This window comes from Panacibacter microcysteis, from assembly GCF_015831355.1.
GTDB classification, from domain to species: Bacteria; Bacteroidota; Bacteroidia; order Chitinophagales; family Chitinophagaceae; genus Panacibacter; species Panacibacter microcysteis.
Window position 1 is genome coordinate 1,346,854 of sequence record NZ_JADWYR010000001.1, and the last position, 17,899, is coordinate 1,364,752.

General features: G+C 42.5%; 17 protein-coding genes. 12 read left to right on the top strand and 5 right to left on the bottom strand.

From position 1 onward, the window contains the following. Positions 1–136: 136 nt before the first annotated feature. Positions 137–736, bottom strand: a complete 600-nt coding sequence (locus I5907_RS05390) for a NifU family protein (RefSeq protein ID WP_196989695.1) — start codon at positions 734–736, stop codon at positions 137–139. Positions 737–1,046: 310 nt separating this feature from the next. Between I5907_RS05390 and I5907_RS05395 the strand changes: the two genes are divergently transcribed. Further along, positions 1,047–1,397 (top strand): arsenate reductase family protein, encoded by a 351-nt coding sequence (locus tag I5907_RS05395; protein WP_196989696.1) that lies wholly within the window; start codon positions 1,047–1,049, stop codon positions 1,395–1,397. Here I5907_RS05395 and I5907_RS05400 read toward each other — a convergent pair. After that, positions 1,380–2,189: a carbon-nitrogen hydrolase family protein gene (locus I5907_RS05400; RefSeq protein WP_196989697.1), complete on the bottom strand. Its 810-nt coding sequence runs from the start codon at positions 2,187–2,189 to the stop codon at positions 1,380–1,382. The two genes, I5907_RS05395 and I5907_RS05400, sit on opposite strands and share 18 nt — an antisense overlap. Positions 2,190–2,302: 113 nt before the next feature. Between I5907_RS05400 and I5907_RS05405 the strand changes: the two genes are divergently transcribed. The 8 genes from I5907_RS05405 to I5907_RS05440 all read left to right on the top strand — a co-directional run bounded on the left by I5907_RS05405 (position 2,303) and on the right by I5907_RS05440 (position 9,606). Further along, positions 2,303–3,547, top strand: a complete 1,245-nt coding sequence (locus I5907_RS05405; protein WP_196989698.1) for a putative DNA modification/repair radical SAM protein — start codon at positions 2,303–2,305, stop codon at positions 3,545–3,547. A gap of 92 nt (positions 3,548–3,639) precedes the next feature. Then, the gene (locus I5907_RS05410; protein WP_231401975.1) at positions 3,640–4,410 is read left to right on the top strand and encodes a TIGR03915 family putative DNA repair protein; all 771 of its coding nucleotides are present in this window, start codon (positions 3,640–3,642) and stop codon (positions 4,408–4,410) included. 163 nt (positions 4,411–4,573) lie between these two features. Further along, positions 4,574–4,720, top strand: a complete 147-nt coding sequence (locus I5907_RS05415; protein WP_196989699.1) for a lmo0937 family membrane protein — start codon at positions 4,574–4,576, stop codon at positions 4,718–4,720. Between the two features lie 60 nt (positions 4,721–4,780). After that, positions 4,781–5,275, top strand: a complete 495-nt coding sequence (locus I5907_RS05420) for a hypothetical protein (RefSeq protein WP_196989700.1) — start codon at positions 4,781–4,783, stop codon at positions 5,273–5,275. A gap of 100 nt (positions 5,276–5,375) precedes the next feature. Continuing rightward, positions 5,376–5,945: a DUF4142 domain-containing protein gene (locus I5907_RS05425; RefSeq protein WP_196989701.1), complete on the top strand. Its 570-nt coding sequence runs from the start codon at positions 5,376–5,378 to the stop codon at positions 5,943–5,945. A 201-nt stretch (positions 5,946–6,146) separates the two neighbouring features. Further along, positions 6,147–7,631, top strand: coding sequence for an alpha-amylase (locus tag I5907_RS05430; protein ID WP_283016265.1), 1,485 nt, complete (start codon positions 6,147–6,149; stop codon positions 7,629–7,631). 111 nt (positions 7,632–7,742) lie between these two features. Next, positions 7,743–9,149 carry a sensor histidine kinase gene (locus I5907_RS05435; protein WP_196989703.1) on the top strand — a complete coding sequence of 469 codons (1,407 nt, stop codon included), beginning with the start codon at positions 7,743–7,745 and terminating at the stop codon, positions 9,147–9,149. Between the two features lie 106 nt (positions 9,150–9,255). Then, entirely contained in the window at positions 9,256–9,606 is a 351-nt protein-coding gene (locus I5907_RS05440) for a hypothetical protein (protein WP_196989704.1), read from the top strand. A 261-nt stretch (positions 9,607–9,867) separates the two neighbouring features. On the opposite strand, the gene I5907_RS05445 is transcribed toward I5907_RS05440, so the two are convergent. Both I5907_RS05445 and I5907_RS05450 read right to left on the bottom strand, forming a co-directional pair. Beyond that, positions 9,868–10,545: a uracil-DNA glycosylase family protein gene (locus I5907_RS05445; RefSeq protein WP_196989705.1), complete on the bottom strand. Its 678-nt coding sequence runs from the start codon at positions 10,543–10,545 to the stop codon at positions 9,868–9,870. 373 nt (positions 10,546–10,918) lie between these two features. After that, complete coding sequence (locus tag I5907_RS05450; RefSeq protein ID WP_196989706.1) at positions 10,919–13,267, bottom strand: TonB-dependent receptor; 2,349 nt, start codon at positions 13,265–13,267, stop codon at positions 10,919–10,921. 309 nt (positions 13,268–13,576) lie between these two features. Here I5907_RS05450 and I5907_RS05455 point away from each other — a divergent pair, with 309 nt between their 5' ends. Beyond that, the gene (locus I5907_RS05455) at positions 13,577–14,356 is read left to right on the top strand and encodes an NYN domain-containing protein (RefSeq protein ID WP_196989707.1); all 780 of its coding nucleotides are present in this window, start codon (positions 13,577–13,579) and stop codon (positions 14,354–14,356) included. Here the strand turns inward: I5907_RS05455 and apaG are convergent. Beyond that, complete coding sequence (gene apaG / locus I5907_RS05460) at positions 14,353–14,739, bottom strand: Co2+/Mg2+ efflux protein ApaG (protein WP_196989708.1); 387 nt, start codon at positions 14,737–14,739, stop codon at positions 14,353–14,355. The genes I5907_RS05455 and apaG overlap by 4 nt on opposite strands. A 154-nt stretch (positions 14,740–14,893) precedes the next feature. Between apaG and I5907_RS05465 the strand changes: the two genes are divergently transcribed. Together I5907_RS05465 and I5907_RS05470 are read left to right on the top strand one after the other, a co-directional pair. Beyond that, a complete protein-coding gene (locus I5907_RS05465; RefSeq protein WP_231401976.1) occupies positions 14,894–16,921 on the top strand; it encodes a kojibiose hydrolase in 2,028 nt (675 codons plus the stop codon). Positions 16,922–17,192: 271 nt separating this feature from the next. Then, positions 17,193–17,837, top strand: coding sequence for a TetR/AcrR family transcriptional regulator (locus I5907_RS05470; protein WP_196989709.1), 645 nt, complete (start codon positions 17,193–17,195; stop codon positions 17,835–17,837). Positions 17,838–17,899: the final 62 nt, after the last annotated feature.

A 17,899-nucleotide genomic window follows, 5' to 3' on the forward strand; every position in this document is an offset into this window, starting at 1 on the left:
AGCGCGCTGCAGCCGCCATAATAAGGGAACCCCGAACCGAGCGTGGCAACAGGCGATGCCATGAAAAGATTGGCTGGTAAATACCCACAAAAAAGCCCCGCAACACTGCGGGGCCATTTATACGAACGAGGTGCAATTATTCTGCTTCGGCCACTACTTCTTTTACTTCCGGTATCATACGTTTCATCATTCCTTCTATACCTGCCTTTAGTGTAATCATAGAAGACGGGCAACCACTGCAGCTACCCTGCAGCATAAGGTTTACAATACCTGCGTCGTAACTTTTAAACTGTATGGCGCCGCCATCCATTTCCACAGCAGGGCGTACATAATTATCGAGCAGTTCTTTGATGCGTTTTACAACATCGTCATCGTCTGCAGTTACGGTATTGCTCGCTTCCTGCTTTACTTTGGCCACTTCGTCTTCGTTAACTACAGGACCGCCGTTTTCAAGGTATTCTTTCAAAAACTGTTTCACGGTAGGTATTACATCCTGCCACTCATCTGTTTCAGAGGTTTTCGTAAGCGTAACAAAATTGCTGGCAATAAACACGCTTTTTATAAAAGGAAAACTAAATAACTCTTTCGCAAGCGGCGATGGCGCAGCAGTTGTTTCATCCGGAAAATCGATGCTCTTGCCGGGGTATAGCAGCTTATTGGCCACAAATTTCATTGTTTCCGGGTTAGGCGTCATTTCTGTATAAATGCTGATAACCGGGTTGCCTGTTTTAATCATAACACACAATATTTTGTTGTTCCTTAAAGAAAATGTATGAGCCGGTCTGCAGTGCAGGTGGCATCGTTCCTTGCGTCGCACTCTTGTACTGCATAACATTATGCAGCTGTGCGGCCACAGTTTTGCCGTGTAGTTACCACTGCGTTGTAATGCCAGTGGTTAAAAGCGCACAGTAACGTACAAAGAACTAACTGCAAAAGTAGTAAAATGACCGGCTTATAAATTTACGAATGCGGAAAAGAAGGAAAGGTTTTATTTACCGGGCCAACTTTTTAACACCAATGTTTGTTGTTTTGCAAAAAAAACCAGGATGAAGAAGATATACCACCTCAGCACCTGCGATACTACACAGAACATTCTGAAAGAAGTAGATGCTGTAAAAAAGGGTGCTGACCTGCAGGATATCAAAACAGAGAAAATTACCCCTGCACAACTGGATGAAATGAAAAAACTGGCGGGTAGCTATGAAGCGTTGTTTAGCCGCCGTGCACTTAAGTATCGTGCAATGGGCCTGCACGAAAAAGAGCTTGCTGAAAAAGATTACCGCAAACTTATTCTTGAAGAATATACTTTTCTTAAAAGACCTGTAGCTATTGTAAATGACCAGATATTCATCGGCAACACAAAGGCAGTTGTCGCTGCTTTAAAGTCTGCTTTGTGATCCGTATTGGTACAGAGCAGGCTTAAACCTTTTGGCCAGTTTACCGGTGGCCAAAGCGGGGTCTACTGTGGCTACCACTACACCTGTTTCGCCGTAGGGCTGGTATGCAATACAATTGCCATCCGGCGCAATAACAGAACTGGCCGACTCCTGGAAAGCAGTGGCATAGTTAACGCTTGCAAAGTAGACCGTATTTTCAAGTGCGCGCATCATCATGGCTTTCTCATAATATGGGTTTGCTTTTGCGCCCCATTCTGTAAGCTTTGCACCTGTCGTATTACTGCCTGTAAAGTGAGGGTGAAAAACCACTGCGGCACCATTGGCTGCAGCCCACCTTACAGACTCCGGGTAACGGAAACCTTCATGGCATATGGTGATGCCAAATTTCAAACCCTGCACTTCAAACAATATTCTTTCTGTACCCGCTACCCACATCGCATCTTCTGACGGATCAAGCTGGTTTTTGGCCTGGTAGCCTTGCACCTTCCCCTGTTCGTCAACGACAAAAGCCACGTTCAAAACGCCTTCATTGCTATACCAGTCCATTGGAACAATCATAGCAATGGCATGCTTTGCGGCTATTGAACAAATACTATTCAACGCAGCCCGCATATTTTCGGGTGTTGAAGTTTCCGGCACAAACTCCGGTAAGGGATAACCGGGAATAAAAGTTTCCGGAAAACAGACGATGGTTGCCTGTTGTTCCGCGGCCGATTTTGCCAGTGCATCTGCCTGTTCAACAGCATTTGCAATTGATGCAGGGTATAGCGGGGAAGCCAATGCGATTTTCATGTTATAAATTGAAACTCAAAATACTTACTTGTAGAAAATTATCCTAAAAAGTTAAACAACAGCAGCATACACTAATTTATTTAGTATTTTTATACTACAAATTTGAGCCAGCTATGAGTGACAGAATTAGGGAGAAGCTAGAGATTCTTGCAGATGCCGCCAAATATGATGTAAGCTGTGCCAGCAGCGGGAGCAATCGTAAAAATGATAATAAGGGTTTGGGTAACACCGGTAATGGTATTTGTCATGCCTATACAGAAGACGGCAGGTGCGTAAGCCTGCTAAAAATACTCCTGACCAACTTTTGCATTTACGATTGTGCCTATTGTGTAAGCAGGAAAAGCAACGACATACAAAGAGCCGCGTTTACTGTGCAGGAAGTAGTTGACCTTACCATTAATTTTTACCGTCGTAATTATATAGAAGGCCTTTTTCTTAGTTCGGGCATTTTTAAAAATCCGGATTATACCATGGAGCGGCTGGTACTCGTAGCAAAGAAGCTACGTACCGAACATAAATTCAACGGGTATATACATCTGAAAACCATTCCCGGCGCAAGTGATGAATTGATGCACGAAGCTGCATTGTATGCAGACCGGTTGAGTGTAAACGTAGAAATGCCCACCAAGGAAAGTCTACAATTACTTGCACCTGATAAAAACCGCGAAGCCATGATAAAGCCGATGCGCTTTATTGACAAGGCCATTATTCAAAACCGGGAAGAGAAGAAAATTTTCAAAAAAACACCGTTGTATGCACCGGCGGGCCAAAGTACGCAAATGGTAATAGGTGCCACACCTGAAACAGATTTCCAAGTACTCTATCTTTCTCATTTCTTTTACAAAAAGTTTCACCTGCGTCGGGTATATTATTCCGGTTATGTGCCTATTAGCAACGATAACAGGCTGCCGGCAATTGGTACACCCGTACCCATGATTCGCGAAAACCGTTTGTACCAGGCCGATTGGCTGATGCGTTTCTACCATTTTAAAGTAGATGAGATTGTTGATGCAGCTAACCCGCTACTTGATACAGAGGTTGATCCAAAGCTCTCGTGGGCGTTGCGGAACATGCATTTATTCCCGGTTGATATTAACCGTGCTGACTACATGTTGATTATGCGTGTACCCGGAATAGGCTTACGTTCCGCACAAAAGATTTGCGAAGCAAGAAAGTTTACCCGCTTAAATATTGAACACCTCAAAAAAATCGGTATCAGCCTTAATAAAGCAAAGCACTTCATTCAATCTGAAAATTCGTGTAAAGACCTGCAGCCGGAAAAAATAAAACAACTGATTTTACAGGAAGGACGCAGCAAGTACAAGGCTAACTTTTCAACACAATTATCTGTCTTTTGATACCGGCTTAGCACAACATATCCGGTGCGGCAAAGGCGGGGCCAACTGTTGTTGTGCTGATTGATAACCCTTTTGCAACAATCTTCTTACAAATGATACAAACTGTACTATACGACGGAAGCTTCCCCGGCTTTTTTGCCGCTGTATTCGAGATCTACGAATACAAAATTGTTGAACCCGATATTCAAACAGAGGGTAGCGCTAACATCAGTCTTTTTTCAACACCTCACATAAGTATACCAGATAAAGCAAAAGCCTTAAGGGTTATGAAAGCCTTGCAGGACAAAATAACGGTAGCGGCTTTTGGAAATTTTTACCGTGCTTATCTTTCGGAATTACCGGGAATTGAAAATGTATTGTTCCGTTATATAAAATATGTTATCAGCAGCAAAGATTCGGTTGAAAAGAATTTTGCCAATCCTGATGTTTTGATGATTCAGCAAACCGCGCATAAGACCGACAGGGAAAAACATCGTATGAAAGCTTTTATACGCTTTCAAAAAACCAAAGACGAGTTATATTATGCCATTGTACAACCAGATTTCAATGTATTGCCGCTTATAAGCAGCCATTTTGAAAAACGATATGCAGATCAACGCTGGCTAATTTATGATACGCGGAGAAAGTATGGTTTGTATTACGATCTGAAGAACGTGGAAGAAGTAAATATTGCATTTAATGATCAGTTGCAAAGCCCGTGTGCGCTTAGTACGATCTATGACGAAAAAGAAGATATTTATCAATCTTTATGGAGAGCTTATTTTGACAGTGTCAATATAAAGGCCCGGAAAAATACGAAGCTGCATATTCAGCATATGCCTAAACGTTACTGGCGGTATCTTGTTGAAAAACAGCCAGGTTAATGCACCAAAAAACTACACACCACCGCCTAACGTTATAAGCTTTTGAGGATTTTTTTGCTCAACCATTTAACTGCTGGCCAACACTTTGTATAATACTTCGTCAATTTTTTTAGTGGCATAAAATTTTCCTCCTGTTTTATTATCACTAAAAAATTAGAATACTATGAGAAGTTTATTGTATATAATCGCGGTAATCCTTGTTATTGGATGGCTTTTAGGGTTTTTTGTATATAGTACCACCGGTTTGATACATATTTTGCTGGTATTGGCGGTAATATCTTTACTACTTGGGGTAATACAAAAGGCCTGAATACGAAGACATTATAACGGAGATTTATTACGAGGCATATAAATTGCGGGAGTTAAGGAAATGCTTGCCATGATTTACAACCAGACATCAGCCCAGGAGCTGATAAACATCAGGAGCACTATTGCGCACCTGGAGCCATTGAAGAATTTATTATCAGACGTTAGACAGGAAATGAACAAGATCGCCTCGCATACCAATGATAAAGGAATGCGTGGAAGCCTGCTGAATTTTGTATCTGAAACAGGTGCGTGTGAAGAGCAGATCAATAGTTATATTACTTCGCTTTTGCACGTATTTCCTGTAGAAGAAGTAAAACCGCTTTCGGCGAGACAGTTAATGGGGCCTTTATTTGATTGCCCGTTTGATTGTGCGAAGACATACGAGAAAAAGATCGTCAAACATTTTCGTGTTACAATTAACGATTACAAAGTGATAAGGGAGATAAGAGAATTAATGAAGTCATTACTGAATGAGGTTCTTTATTCATTTCTTAAAATTCGGATGTTAAGCTCCTTTTCGGTTAAAGAGTTAAGAGCTGAGTCAAACCTTTTCTAAAATCTACAGCGCTCCAGCACAGCATATTTTGCGCCTGCTTGCCTATAACGCAAAGCCAGGCGCATTTTTTTTTTGCAATCATAAAACAAACTTTTAGACGATGAAGAATTTTAAAACCGGAATACTTTCATTTTTATTGTTTGCCGGAGTGTTGGTTTCGTGTACAAATACAGGTACAAAAGAAAACCCGGTTAAAGAAGCAGAGCGGGTAAATGATCAGAAATTTGAAAAGCCCGACCAGAAAAATGCTCAATTACTCGTAGACGCCTGGCTGAATGGCAATTATGTTATGCGCATGGCAGACACTGCACGAAAGTTTGTGACAACCGATGATGGTAAAAGATTGGCTGGTATGATTACCGATACGTATATGAAAATCAATGACCGGATTGCAAAAATGGCGGCGGCCAAACAAATCACATTGCCTGCAGATATTTCAGACCAACAGAAAAGAAAGCTTGGAGACATCGAAAACAAAAAAGCAAAAGACCTCGATAAGGAATTTGCAAATGCAATGGTAAGAGAACAGGAGGATGCGATAAAACTTTATGAAAAGTCTGCGGCTGATGCTACAGATAGCGATATAAAATCGTTTTTTACGGCCACATTGCCCGAACTACACGCAAACCTTGACATGGCAATAAAAAGCAGGGACGTACTTAGCAAATGATGTAGAAAAAAATATACAAAACAAGCAGCCGGTTGTACAGACCGGCTTTTTAATGCCCATGCAAACAGGCTAAACGTATGAAAATTTAGTGGCATTTGTTTTGCCCAATCCCTCTACTGTTGCTGAAGTGTGCGACGCAACCAAAGCCGACAGGAGCGGTAAAGCTGACCTCATAATTATTCTTTCGAAAAATTTACGATTATGCAAAACGGTACGATGTTACAGTTTTTTCACTGGTATTACCCGGAAGACGGAAGCCTGTGGAATAAACTAAAAGAAGAAGCAAAAAGTCTATCTGAATTAGGTATAACAGCAATATGGATACCACCGGCCTCGAAGGGAACCACCGGCGGTTATTCTGTGGGTTACGATGTGTATGATTTGTATGACCTGGGAGAGTTTGACCAGAAAGGAACGGTAAAAACAAAATATGGCTCCAAAGACGAGCTGGTAAACGCAGTAAATGCGGTACATGAAGCAGGCATAAAGGTATACGCTGACATTGTTGTAAACCACCTCGGCGGTGCTGATGAAGAAGAACGCATTACGGTAAGGCGCGTAAACCCTGACAACAGGAATGAATTTACCAGCGAACCGTTTGAGATTAACGCATATACGAAATTTACTTACCCTAACAGGAAAGGCAAATACTCAAATTTTGTGTGGGATCATCAATGCTTTACAGGCACTGATTATGCCAGCGATCTTGATGAAACCGGCATCTTTTCTATACAGAATGAATATGGCGAAGGCTGGGAAGAAGTAGTAGACGACGAAAAAGGTAATTATGATTACCTGATGTTTACGGATGTAGAGTTCAGGAATGAGGCAGTAAGAGAAGAATTGAAAAAATGGGGTAAGTGGTATTTTGATACATTACATTTCGATGGTGTAAGACTGGATGCCGTAAAACACATAGCACCGCAGTTTTACAACGAATGGCTTGATTATATGCGGGCAGAAGTAAAAGAAGATCTTTTTGCTGTTGGAGAATACTGGGCGCCTGGTTACCTGCATTTGCTGGAGCGATATATAGATGCCACCGAAGGAAGAATGAGTTTGTTTGATGCCCCACTGCACAGGAACCTGCATACCGCTTCGAAAGAAGGAAAAGATTTTGACCTGCGTACTATTTTTGATGAAACGCTGGTAGCAAAAAACCCGGGACTGGCAGTAACTATTGTAGAAAACCACGATACACAACCGCTGCAGGCTCTTGAAGCACCTGTAGAGCCATGGTTTAAGCCAATAGCTTACGCAATAATATTATTAAGAAAAGATGGTTACCCATGCATTTTTTATACAGACCTGTATGGAGCATCTTATGTTGATAAAGGCAACGATGGCAATGACCATGAGATTTTTTTACCCAAATGCGATGACCTGGAAAATTTACTGAAAGCCCGTGCAAACTATGCCTATGGCGAACAGCGGGATTATTTTGATCATGGCAATTGTGTGGGCTGGACAAGGGAAGGAGACGAAGAACACGGTGGTTGTGCAGTGGTATTATCAAACGGCGATGAAGGTTTTAAAAGTATGGAGATAGGGAAGCGCTACGCGGGTAAGACTTTTATTGATATGCTTGGGAAACACGCTGCGGAGGTTACAATAAATGAAGATGGATGGGGAGAGTTCTATACAAATGCCGGCTCGGTATGTGTATGGATAGAAAAACCTGAATAGTATCACGAATTATTTATAAATTTAAAAATGTCAGCCGGAAATACATTTTATTTTTATTAATATTTTTCAGTGGATTACCAGTTTGAAATCCTATATCTATAATCAAAATTCATGAAACTGCATATTGAAAATCGCATCAAGGCGGGTTATGTTATTGTGTTTATTTTAATGGCGCTTTCATATGTTTCGTTCTTTATCGCCACAGAGAAATTAGATGAGAAGTCGCGTGCAATAGAAGAGACCAACCGTATCATCAACAAGCTCGAGCTGCTTTTTTCTTCTGTAAAAGATGCTGAAACCGGTGTGCGTGGCTACGTGGCAGTTAAAGACGATCATTTTCTTGACATTTATAAGGCCAGTCTTGCCGGTTATGAAGAAGAATTCAGGCAATTACGCGATTTACTAAAGGACAATAAATTGCAGCAATCGAGGGCAGAGATCCTGCATGAAAGGATAGGGGAAAAATACAGGCTGCTGAATGGTGCGGTTACTTTGTTTAGCGCAAATGGTATGCAAATGACTGACACACTAAGGTCAATGGCATACCATGGTAAAGAAGTGATGGATACCATCAGGAGCCTGGTAAAAGTAATGGAGAAGGTGCAAAACGACCAGTTGACCCAACGTACAGATGATATGCAGCGGTTGCAGAAAGCACTCAATATAATCATCCTTACGTCTATTATTATTGCGGTAGTATTGGTCATTTACTCTTTTCTTATCTATGTACGAGAAAACAATCTAAAAATGGAAGCAGATGCAAAAGCAGATGAATACCGGCGCGAACTGGAAAAACGTGTTGATGAGCTGAATGCAGCAAATAAAGAGCTGAAAGAATTGAAGAGCATTGAAAAATTTGCGGCAAGCGGGCGCATAGCCAGGCAAATGGCACACGAAATAAGAAATCCGCTTACCAATATTGGCCTTGCATCAGAGCAGCTGAGAAGCGAGCTTACAGATAAAGAAGACCTTACCATCTTTTTCGACATGATAGACCGTAATGCCAAACGCATCAACCAGCTCGTATCAGACCTGCTTAACTCCACCAAATTTGCCCAGTTGCAGGTAGAGAACATGGCTATAAGTGATTTGATAGATGAAGTACTGCAGGATGCAAACGATCGGCTGGAACTTAAAACAATTAAGCTGGTGAAAGAGTATCAACCGGGTATTTGCCGTGTTTCGGTAGATAAAGAGCGAATGAAAATTGCGCTGCTCAATATCATCGTAAATGCCATAGAAGCAATGGAAGAAGGCAAAGGCGTTTTAACAATAGGCACCGCAGAGCTTAATGGTAAATGCTGCATTACAATCAAAGACAATGGCTCGGGCATCAGCAAAGATTCACTTGGTAAATTGTTCGAACCTTACTTTACAGGAAAACCAAAAGGTACAGGTCTTGGTCTTACCGCCACACAAAACATTATACTCAATCACAAGGGTTCTATTGATGTAGAGAGCGAAGAGGGAAAAGGTTCCACATTTATTATTACACTTGACTTCTCGCAGGATTGCTAATGACTGTAAATAAAATCTGGCAGCATTTTTTCTAATGTTATACTAATAACAGTGGCAAACACTACATACCACAAATACTGATTATTTCACCTCGAAATGTAAACTTATGAACACATCACTTAATCAAATGACCACCCTCAGCAGCGTTATGGAAAAGCTGCGGTTAAAGAAGCTCGATAATGAATTCAGGTGGACAGAAAAAGGTTTTACAGCAAACAAAGGCAAAACTTATACACCCGAAGAATTAACGATCATAAAAACTTACCGTTTCGAAGGAGATTCAGATCCTTCAGAATCATCCATATTATACCTGATGGAAGCAAACGACGGCCTTATGGGTTACAGTCTTGATGCCTATGGCATGTACAGCAGCCACGATGATGAGGCAGGTTACGATAACTTTTTACGCCAGGTAAAAGTTGAGAACCGCGATGAGCAACTTTCTTTCGAATTATAATAGCAGTCCTGCATTATTGGAAAATCCCTTTGCAATAGCAAAGGGATTTTTTTTATATACTAGGCAGCAATGCTGCTATTAAGCTGTTGTTGCGTCGCACACTTGTACGGCATACCATTATGCAGCATGTGCCACCGTCGTATATCTTTTAGTATTATCACTATTGCATATTGGCCAATATATAGCTCAATACCCTGTAAGAGGGCCGCGCAGGAAAACAATGTAAGCATATAAAAGTTGTACCGGCACTGTAGCAGAAGCTTATGTTAATTGCCGGAGTGCATCCAGGTATTGTTGTATGTATACGTCTTTTGTTTTCAGCCGGTATTGCATTACAAAGCGTGGGTGAGAAAGCGGTTGTATATGATCAAACCATTGATGTATGGCATTGAGTTTTTGAAGGTATGTCAGGTTTTCGCCTTCGCCAATACAAAAACAAACTGATCTGCTTAAACCAAATGCAAGCTGCCTGTTCATGCATGTTACCACAAATGGCTCTATGCGTTGCTGTAAAACTTTATCATCGTAATAATTGAGGTTTTTACCATGCTTTACAAAGCCAAGCGGGCTAACTGCTGAAATATAAAACCTGCTGTAGAAAGCTGCTGCGCCGCCGTAGGCTGCAATCACGTTATAAATAAAAACAGAAGAGAGTTCCTGCTTTTTCTGAAAGCTGTTCTCAATACCACAATCCTGCTGCAACCTTATAGGATCAGTAAAAGGCAATCCTGTAACACCGCCGCCAAAACGCCCGGGGTTTATACCAATTAACAAGTAGCGTTGATGGTGATCGCTGTAAAATTTTGTATAAAAAGCCGTACAGGCAGCTCTTACAGCTTCGTTTGTATGTGCATCCAGCACAGCTATATTATTGGGTAACTCAAATGGCAACTGAAGATTGAACAGGAAGTCTGTGATATTCTCGGCAAACGTTTTCATACAACAAAAATAACTTACCGGTATGTTCGCGGTTTATTTTCATTTATATACAACTCATGCGGCAAATGGGTTGTTTCATACCAATACAATAAAAAAGCTTCGATTATATATTGCATTTTTACACCGTTAGAAACTTACAGAAAAGCATACATAAGCAATTGAAGACGGGCGGCAATTCTTTGCTGCCTTTTTTTGCACCCTGCACACGGTGCCGGCTGTTGCAACTGCGTATGGTCTGCTATGCTGAATAAAGCTACAGCCGTACAAGTGAGTGACACAACAACCGCTTAATAGTAGTAATGCAGCCCGTTACATGCATAAAAAAAGGCTCTGGTTAAAGCCTTTTTAGAAAAAAACAATTTTGTGATAATGTTTAAAACCTGGCTGTAAGTGTTACACCATACGTGCGTGGATCGGCCAGGTGTACCGCGCCAAAATCATATGCATAAGCAATGTATTTTTTGTCGGTCATATTTCTGCCCCAGAAAAAAATATCTGCATGTTTGCTGCTTATGCCAACACGTGTGTTCAGCAACTGGTAAGGGTTCTGGCGTATTGTGTTGGAAAGATCGAAGTAAGTTGCGCCTATGTAAAACCATTCTGCCCGTGCCACTATTTTCAGTTGCTGCTTTTGATTGAGCACCACGCTGTATTGCGCGGCAAGCATGGATGTAACATCGGGCGTAAAGATCTGTTTGTTGCCATTAAGATCAATGACAGCTCCATTGCCGGAAACCTTGAGCGATTTATATTTTGCATTGGTATAACCAACATTATAATCGAGCTGCAGACCTTTTACCGGTGTGGCAGATGTTTCCAGCTCTACACCTTTGCTTTGCAGCCTGCCTGTGTTTCTTGTAACGGTAATAGCATCGGGCAAGATAAGTGTTGGCACCTGTGCATCGGTAACATAAGTGAGGAACGCAGTAATGTTTACACGCAAACGGCCGTTGAACAAATTATTTTTTATACCTGCTTCTATGTTGTTACTGTACTCGGGTTTGTAAGCATACAATGGCGGAAAAGAAGGGTCTGAAGACAACTGCGTTAAACCGCCTGTTCTGTAGCCACGGCTGTAGGTAGCAAAGATGGTGTTGTTGTCAGACGGATGAACATTAAAGCCAAACTTTGGCGAGAGTGCATTGAAGTTAGCTTTGGCAGATGTATCGGCCAGTGTAACAAAGCTGCCCACGCCTTCTTTTTCATACTCGCCCATTACCGAGAGTTTCTTGCTTTCATGGTCGTAACGTACACCTGCTATTATTTCAAACTTCCTGGTTACCGCATAGTTCAATTGTCCAAACACAGCTATCCCGGTATTTTTGCCGGTGCTGGTGTTAATGTTTGTAAACTCTGTATCGGGAATGCCATATATACCTGCATCTGCACCATAGTAGGTTGCCTGCCTGTTAGGCACACGCTGTTGAAAGAAATAAGCGCCGGCGGTCCATTTTAAAGCTGCGGCATTATTGGCAGGCGAACTGAAACGTATCTCCTGCGTAAAGGCTTTAACGTTGTTCCATGATTTTCCGTAATCGTTGATGACACTGATGATATCGAGCGGAGAAAAATCACCGTCGAGCGGGGCATTGTAGTAGCGGTGGTTTTGCTGCCATGCAGTCTGCGAACTAAAATTGATGCGGTTGCCGCTGTGGTTAATCACAAGCGATGCGTTGAAGGTGTTATCAATCATCTTTGCCAGTGCATTCTGGGAAAGTTTGAAAGGGTTGCTCAATGCATCTTCCACACCCATCACCAGCGGAAAGGCGCCGTTATTACGGTTATCCTGGTGTTTGGCATTCAGCGTTATGGCCCAGCGTTGATTGGGCAAAAACTTCAGGTAGTAATTACCAGCAATGCCCTGTTGCTTATCGTATGGTGTATTATTAAATTCATTCGTATAAAAACCATCTCTTTTATTAAACATGGCAGCAGCACCAAAGAATAATTTGTCTTTTATAAGCGGTGTTCTTATGCCTGCGTTGTAGCGTTGCTGGCCATGATTGCCAATATTTACTTCGGCAAAACCGTTGAGCGTATTCCCGGGTTGTTTGGTAATAATATTGATTACACCACCCATAGCATTACGGCCATACAATGTACCCTGCGGGCCACGCAATATCTCTATTCTCTCAACGTCCTGCAATTGGGGAATGTATGTATCAAGGCTAAACTGGTTTACGCCATCTACGTAAGTGGTAACAGCGGGGTCGTAAGATGTGGTGGTAATACCACGAATGGATGTAACATTTCGGTCGTCACCTGAATTGTTGCTAAACAAATTGGGTACAATTGCAGTCAACTCTTTGCTGTTCCAAAGCCGGTATTGCTGCACCTGCCTGGCAGAAAGCGATGTAATGCTTACCGGCGTTTGCTGTAAAGCGGTTTCTTTTTTTTCTGCACTTACCGTAATATCATCCAGTTGGTTGATATCTTCTGTAAGAATAATATTCAGAGACTGGTTTGCATTGATCAACACTGTTTTTGCAGCGTAGCCTACTGCTTCCACCGCAATGGTGTACGAACCCCTGGCAATATTGCTGATGCTAAAATTACCTTGCGCATCAGTAATAGCAATAACATTCGAATTAAGTACATGCACCGTAGCACCCTGTATGGCATTGCCTTTGGCATCGGCTATTTTTCCCGAAACCGCAGCCTGCGCACTTACCACGTTGCTTATTCCCATCAATGCAAATGCAGGCAAAAATTTTTTAAACATGCTTCTCTTTTTTTAAAATAGAATTTCTTACACCGTTATTTTTAATAATGAACCCGGCTGTTGTTTTTTATGGCATCAACTGTTGCGTCGCACTCCTGTACTGTAAAACCTTTGGCAGCAGTGCGCACAACCTGCCGGCACATTGCATATTTCGTTTAATGGCTGAGTATAATAACCAAATGAGCAATCACAAAAACCAAACACGTCAAAACGCTGCAAAGCTATCTGTCAAACAAACACAAAGGTCAGCAACTTTACCATGATTTTTATTCTGACTATCTTTATCTGCATACGATTAATATTATCACAATGAATAATACCAACGATCTCAGGCTGGCGGTGCTCATAGATGCTGACAATGTTCCATACGCAAGTGTAAAAGAGATGTTCGAAGAAATGGCCAAATATGGTACTCCTACTTTCAAAAGAATTTATGCCGACTGGACAAAACCTACCGTCTCCGGCTGGAAAGGAGTTTTACTCGAAAACGCTATAACGCCCATACAACAGTACAGCTATACACAAGGCAAGAATGCTACTGACTCTGCCATGATCATAGATGCAATGGATATTCTTTACTCCGGCAAGGTTGATGGCTTTTGTATTGTTAGCAGCGATAGTGATTTTACAAAACTTGCCACCAGGCTAAGAGAAGCAGGTATGAAAGTATTTGGCTTTGGAGAAAAGAAAACACCAAAACCGTTTATTGCCGCATGCGATAAATTTATTTATATAGAAATACTGGCCGATGAGCAGGAAACCGAAGAACAGGAAACAGGCAAACTACCCGCTACAAAACCTGAAAAACAAGCTGCAAAGAGACTGCAGAAACAACCCATACTAAAAACTGATAAAAAACTCATCAAACTTATTACCGATACAATTGAAGACATTGCCGATGAAAACGGATGGGCATTCCTGGGCGACCTGGGAAACATACTTATAAAAAAGCAGCCCAATTTCGACAGCCGCAATTATGGCTTCAGTAAACTGGTGCAACTAATGAAAAGCATGGATGTTTTTGAAATTGATCACCGGGAAACCGGCAAAGGCAACACACGGCATGTATTTGTAAGAAGAATCAGCTAGTTGTTTTTGAATGGCGCCACCATTTCAAAAGGTGGAATTTTTACTGTAAAGGTACTTTTGGTATGTTGGTTTTCCATGAGGTATGTGCCATACATACGGCCCATTTCTGTACGCAGGTTACAACCGCTTACATATTGAAATTGTTTACCCTGGTCCAGCACAGGTTGTACACCAACAACACCTTCACCCTCTACTTCGCGCTGCTGACCGTTGCTGTCAAAAATAAACCAGTGACGTTCGAGCAATTTTATTGTAAACTGGTTATGGTTCTCAATTGTAATTCTGTAGGCAAACATAAATTCATTGTTCACCGGGTTACTGTAATCCGGCTGGTAGAATGTTTCCACGCTTATCTCAACGCCTTCGGATATTTTGGATACCATTTGCTGATTCGTTTGCCTTTTGTAAAGATAGGAAGAAGAACCATAGCATAACTACGTCTTCCGGAGCTGCAAAATACCGGGAAATTAACCTTAGACAACACCCGTCCCACGTGTTACTGGTGTATATTAGCAAACGTTCAAAAAAATTGCCTGTATGAAAAAAACTGTATTGCTTGCTGCCATACTCTGTATTGTGTCAACATTGTCTGCGCAGGACCCATGGGTGCTCAGGGCCGCTGCAATTGACCCCAATAATTATTACGGTATTACGGTTGCCAATGGAATGGTCGGTATCGTCTCTTCACCCGAACCATTTAAAGTAAAAGATGTGGTGCTCGCCGGTGCGTATGACCAGTATGGCCGCGGCCGCGTAAGCAACTTCCTGCGTAGCTTTAATTTACTCAACAGCTACCTGGAAATTGACGGCAGAAGGGTAGACGCCAAAGGCGTAAACAATTTTGTACAGGAGCTGGATATGCGCCACGCATCATTTACAACATCCTTCAATTACGGCGATAAAGCCATGGTAAAATATACCTACTATGCCCTGCGCCACTTACCATTCACCGTGCTTATGGATGTGGAAATAACCGCAACAAAAGATATACCCATTACTGGCGCCAGCGTAATGGAAGCCCCCGATGCCCTGCGCGATGTGCAGAATTATTATAATGAAATAGACCGGCCGCATGTTGTACTAAGCCTGCTTACCTCTGCTGCCAAAAGCCCAACCGGCAAACTGCTTATGTGTGCGTCCAATACCTTCCTTTTTAATGAACCGCATGGCCAGGAGCCACGGGTTATTCATGAAATGTGGGACAATAACATGCACCTCGTAAAATTTAGTAAAAAACTCAAAGCCGGCGAAACCTACCGCTATTCAATTGCAGGTTCTTCCATTACTTCTGCGCAGCATGAAGACCCGCTGAATGAAGCGGAGCGTATGACCATCTTTGCAAAACTCGAAGGCCGTGAGCGGCTGATCAATTTTCATAACAAAGCGTGGGACAGTCTTTGGACAAGTGATATCATCATAGACGGCGATGCACAGGCGCAGCAGGATGTACACAGCATGATGTACCACCTGTATTCTTTTACACGTGAAGGCACGGCCTACTCGCTGTCACCTATGGGTTTAAGCGGTTTGGGCTACAATGGCCACGTTTTCTGGGATACCGAATTATGGATGTTCCCCTCAATATTGGTTCTACATCCTGAAATGGCAAAAAGCCTTATTGAGTACCGCTTTCAAAGGCTGGAGGCTGCCAGGCGCAATGCTTTTTCCCACGGTTATAAAGGCGCCATGTTTCCATGGGAGAGCGCCGAAACCGGCGTTGAAGAAACACCCGTTTGGGCGCTCAGCGGCCCGTTTGAACACCACATTACCGCAGATGTTGCAATGGCCGCCTGGAATTACTACTGCGTTACGCAAGACAAAACCTGGCTTAAAGAAAAAGGCTGGCCCTTGCTGCAAAGCACGGCAGACTTTTGGGCAAGCCGTGTGGAAAGAAACGGTCCAGGCCATTACGACATCAAAAATGTTGTAGCAGCAGATGAATGGGCAGAGAATGTAGACAACAATGCCTTTACCAATGCCGCGGCAAAGGCCAATCTTATGGCTGCAACAGACGCAGCCCGGCTGCTGGGCATTACCCCAAATGCAGACTGGAAACTGGTGGCAGACAATATACCCGTCTTAAAAATGAGCGATGGCGTTACACAGGAACATGCAACGTACCAGGGCGAAGGCATTAAACAGGGCGACGTAAACCTGCTGGCTTACCCGCTGAAAGAAATTACAGACCCTGCCCAAATAAAAAAGGATCTTGATTATTACGCCGTGCGTGTGCCAAATGAGGGCACACCGGCTATGACGCAGGCCATTTTTGCGCTGCTGTATGCACGCATTGGCGATGCAGAGAAAGCAGCACATTTTTTCAGGGATTCGTATGTGCCCAATTTAAACCCGCCGTTCCGGGTAATTGCTGAAACGAAAGGCGGTACAAACCCTTACTTTTCCACCGGCGCAGGCGGTATTTTGCAGGCTGTAATGATGGGTTTTGGCGGGCTTGATATTACACCCAAAGGCATTGTGCAGGTTAAAACAACATTGCCCAAAGGCTGGAAGTCAGTCACCCTGAAAGGCATCGGTGTAGATAGAAAAACATATACCCTAAAATAGGTGGGGGCCGGGCAATTGGTTTTACATGGCATCGTCCCTTGCGTCGCACACTTGTACGGCAATGCATGCCTGAGCTACGCCTTGCGCACGACCGATCCTGCAGCAGGTTTTAACCACAGATGATGGTTGCACCTTGCTCAATATTGTGCGGTACGTACAAGTGAGTGACACAACAGGCGATGCCACAGGATTTGCAGCCGGTAAAAAAATAATCTTAAAAAGTTTGGAAAATTAACACTGTTAAGTATTTTTACACCGTAATTATCAAAACATGGGTATAGCAGAGCGTAAGGAAAAACAGAAACTGGAGATCAGGAAAATGATTCTTGATGCTTCTATGAAACTGTTTGTGGAAGAAGGTTTTGACCAGGTAACCATTCGCAAAATTGCGGATCTTATAGAGTATAGCCCAACCACCGTTTACCTCTATTTTAAAGACAAGAACGAAATATTTTACCAGTTGCACGAGCTTGGCTTTCAGAAAATGGCTATCTCCAGCCAGTCTATTGCCGGCATAGAAAACCCTTTACTGCGCTTACATAAAATGGGTGAACATTATATAGACTTTGGCCTTGCAAACCCGGAGTATTACGATGTGATGTTTATCCAGCGTGCGCCCATGCAGGTGCTGGAAAAAATGGACAACTGCGACTGGAAGCATGGCGAAACAGCAATGAATTTTTTGCGCACGACCATACAGGATTGTATGGAGAAAGGTTACATTAAAAAAGGCAATGCTGATGTGGTATCTATGGGTATCTGGGGTATGGTGCATGGGCTGGTTTCGCTGGCAATAAGGCAACGTTTTGACAAATTATGTCCTGAAGGCCGCGATGAATACAACGGCGCCGAAATAAAAGATATGATGCATGAGTCTTTGAACTGGCTGGTAAACTCAATAGACCAGAAAAGCTGAAAGGCTATTTTTTTTGCATCTCACTTAACAATGTTAACTATAATAACAATATTTAAAAACTA